This window comes from Longimicrobium sp. (genome assembly GCF_036280135.1).
Classification (GTDB): Bacteria; Gemmatimonadota; Gemmatimonadetes; order Longimicrobiales; family Longimicrobiaceae; genus Longimicrobium.
Genome location: NZ_DASURI010000355.1, coordinates 1 through 3435, shown reverse-complemented (window position 1 = coordinate 3435; position 3435 = coordinate 1). Strand labels below are relative to the sequence as shown.

Genomic DNA, 3435 nt, shown 5'->3' with positions numbered 1-3435 from the left:
GTCGCTCGCACCCTCTCCCGCAAACTGCGCGGGAGAGGGTGTATACTTCCAACGAGCCCCGGGGGCGCGTAGCGGCCACTGCGCGTCGGCGCAGTTCACCCCCTCCCCCGCGAAGCGGGGCAGGGGGCCGGGGGGAGGGGGGCCTCGGCGGGCCGGCAGACACCCGCCGACGTGCACGGGCCTCATCCTTTCTCCCCCCTCACCTTTCCCCGCACCTTCCCCGCCCCTAGAATCCGGGCGTCCCTTCCCCTGGCGAAGTGAACAGCCCGTCCGTTGATGCGATCGGAGGATTCGTGAAGGTGGCCGTGATCGGCGGAGGCCCCGCCGGACTGTACTTCGCGCTGTTGATGAAGCGGGCCGATCCATCCCACGAGGTCGTGGTGCTGGAGCGCAACGCGCCCGACGACACGTTCGGCTGGGGCGTGGTCTTCAGCGACCAGACGCTGGGCTACCTGCGCGAGGCCGATCCCCCCACCGCCGCCCGCATCGCCGACGAGTTCGCCCACTGGGACGACATCGACGTGCACCATCGCGGACAGGTCGTCACCAGCGGCGGCCACGGCTTCAGCGGCATCGCCCGCAAGACGCTCCTGCACATCCTCCAGGACCGCGCCGCCGAGCTGGGCGTGGATCTGCGCTTCCGCCAGGACGTGGCGGACGACGCGGACCTGGCGACGCTCGGCATCGACAACGTCGACCTGATCGTCGCGGCGGACGGCGTCAACAGCCGCATCCGGGCGAAGTACGCGGATGTCTTCCTTCCCGGTCTGGACGTGCGTCACGCCCCGTTCTGCTGGATGGGGACGGGCAAGCTGTTCGACGCCTTCACGTTCCTCTTCGTGGAGAACGAGCACGGCGTATTCCAGGCCCACGCGTACCGCTATTCGGCGGACCACAGCGCGTTCATCGTGGAGTGCGACGAGCGGTCGTGGAAGAACGCCGGCTTTGACCGGATGAACGAGGACGAGACGGTGGCCGCGTGCGAGCGCATGTTCGCGCCGTGGCTGGACGGCCATCCGCTCGAATCCAACGCGCCGCACCTGCGCTCGCCGTGGATCCGCTTTACCCGCGTTTCCAACGAGCGCTGGTATCACCCGGACGCGGAGGTCGCCCCCGTGGCGCTGATGGGCGATTCCGCACACACGGCGCACTTCTCCATCGGCAGCGGGACCAAGCTGGCCATGGAGGATGCCATCGCCCTGGCGCGCATCCTCCAGTCCGAATCCGACCTGCCGGCGGCGCTCGCGGCCTACCAGGAGGAGCGGCGGACGGACGCGCTGCGGCTGCAGAACGCCGCGCGCAACTCCATGGAGTGGTTCGAGAACGTGCGCCGGTACATCCACCTGGATCCGCCGCAGTTCGCCTACTCGCTGCTCACGCGCAGCCAGCGGGTGAGCCACGAGAACCTGCGGCTGCGTGACAGCGTGTACCTGAGCGGGGTGGAACGCTGGTTCGCGTCGCGCGCCAGCGGCGAGGAGCCCGAGACGCCGCCGCCGCCCATGTTCACGCCGTTCCGCCTGCGCGGGGTGCGGCTGGAGAACCGCGTGGTCCTGTCGCCCATGGACATGTACTCGGCCGTGGACGGCGTGCCCAACGACTTCCATCTGGTCCACCTGGGCGCGCGCGCGATGGGCGGCGCCGGGCTGCTGGTGACGGAGATGACGTGCGTGAGCCCCGAGGCGCGCATCACCCTGGGCTGCACGGGGATGTACGCGCCGGAGCACGTGGACGCGTGGCGCCGCGTGACGCAGTTCGTCCACACGCACAGCCGGTCGAAGATCTGCCTCCAACTCGGTCATTCGGGGCGGAAAGGCGCCACGCGGCTGATGTGGGAGGGGATGGACGAGCCGCTGGAGGAGGGCGGATGGGAGGTCATCGGCCCGTCCGCCGTGCCGTACGGGCCGCGCAACCAGGTGCCGCGCGAGATGGACCGCGCCGACATGGACCGCGTGGTGGAGCAGCACGTCCGTGCGGCGGAGATGGCGCGCGCGGCCGGCTTCGACATGCTGGAGCTGCACTGCGCGCACGGCTACCTGCTGTCGTCGTTCATCACCCCGATCAGCAACCGGCGGACGGACGAGTACGGCGGATCGCTGGAGAACCGCCTGCGCTTTCCTCTGGAGGTGTTCCGGGCCATGCGCAACGCGTGGCCGGAGGACTGCCCCATGTCCGTCCGCATCAGCGCCACGGACTGGGTGGAGGACGGGCTGTCGCCGGACGAGGCGGTGGCCGTGGCGCGGGCGTTCGGTGGGGCGGGGGCGGACATCATCCACGTCTCCACGGGGCAGACTACGCCGGATGCGAAGCCCGTCTACGGCCGCATGTTCCAGACGCCGTACAGCGACCGCATCCGCAACGAGGCCGGCGTGCCCACCATCGCCGTGGGCAACATCACCGAGGCGGACCAGGTGAACGGCATTATCGCCGCGGGGCGCGCGGACCTGTGCGCCCTGGGCCGCCCGCACCTGGCGGACCCGCACTGGACGCTGCACGCCGCCGCGCAGCTGGGCTACCGCGACCAGCACTGGCCCAACCAGTACGTCAGCGGCAAGGGCCAGCTGGAGCGCAACCTCAAGCGCCAGCAGGAGATGCTGGGCACCGCCACCATCTGAATCCGCCGATGTCCAACGAGCGACTCCTGGAAGGCAGGCTGGCCGTCGTCACGGGCGGCGGCCGCGGCATCGGCGCCGCCATCGCGGACCGGCTGGCGGCGGCGGGCGCGCGCGTGGCCGTCCTGGGCCGCGACCGCGACGAGCTGATGAAGCGGGCCCGCGCCCTGACGGATGAGCACGGCGTGGAGGCCAAGTTCATGGCCTGCGACGTGGCGGACGAGGATGCCGTGGCGCGCGCCTTCGACGGCATCCGCCGGACCATGGGCGATCCGCACATCCTCGTGAACAACGCGGGGCAGTCCGCCGGCGTGGCGTTCACGGAGACCACGCGCGAGACGTGGGACCGGATGATCGCCGTCAACCTCACGGGCACCTTCCTCTGCACGCAGCAGGTGCTCCCGGCCATGCTTTCGGCTGGCGCGGGGCGGGTGATCAACATCGCGTCCACGGCGGGGCTCAAGGGCTACAGCCACACGGCCGCGTACTGCGCCGCCAAGCACGGCGTCATCGGCATGACGCGGTCGCTGGCGATGGAGACGGCGAAGAAAGGGATCACCGTCAACGCCGTCTGCCCGGGGTACACGGATACGGACATGGCCGCGTCCGCCATCCGCACCCTGGTGGACGCGGGGCGGACGGAGGAGGACGCGCGGAAGGCCATCACCCGCGTGATGCCCATCGGCCGGCTCATCCGCCCGGAGGAGGTGGCGTCCGCCGTGCTCTGGCTGTGCTCGGACGACGCGGCGTCGGTCACGGGGCAGAGCATTGCCGTCGCGGGCGGCGAGGTGATGTAGGGCGGGGGGGCTCTCGCGGACGAGCGGAG

Annotated in this window: 2 protein-coding genes; both read left to right on the top strand. The window is 70.8% G+C overall.

From position 1 onward, the window contains the following. The first annotated feature begins 293 nt into the window (after positions 1 to 293). Positions 294 to 2612 carry a bifunctional salicylyl-CoA 5-hydroxylase/oxidoreductase gene (locus VFZ20_RS11135; protein WP_329683949.1) on the top strand — a complete coding sequence of 773 codons (2319 nt, stop codon included), beginning with the start codon at positions 294 to 296 and terminating at the stop codon, positions 2610 to 2612. Between the two features lie 8 nt (positions 2613 to 2620). Beyond that, on the top strand, positions 2621 to 3406 hold the full coding sequence (locus tag VFZ20_RS11130; protein ID WP_329683948.1) for an SDR family NAD(P)-dependent oxidoreductase: 786 nt from the start codon (positions 2621 to 2623) through the stop codon (positions 3404 to 3406). Positions 3407 to 3435 lie beyond the last annotated feature (29 nt).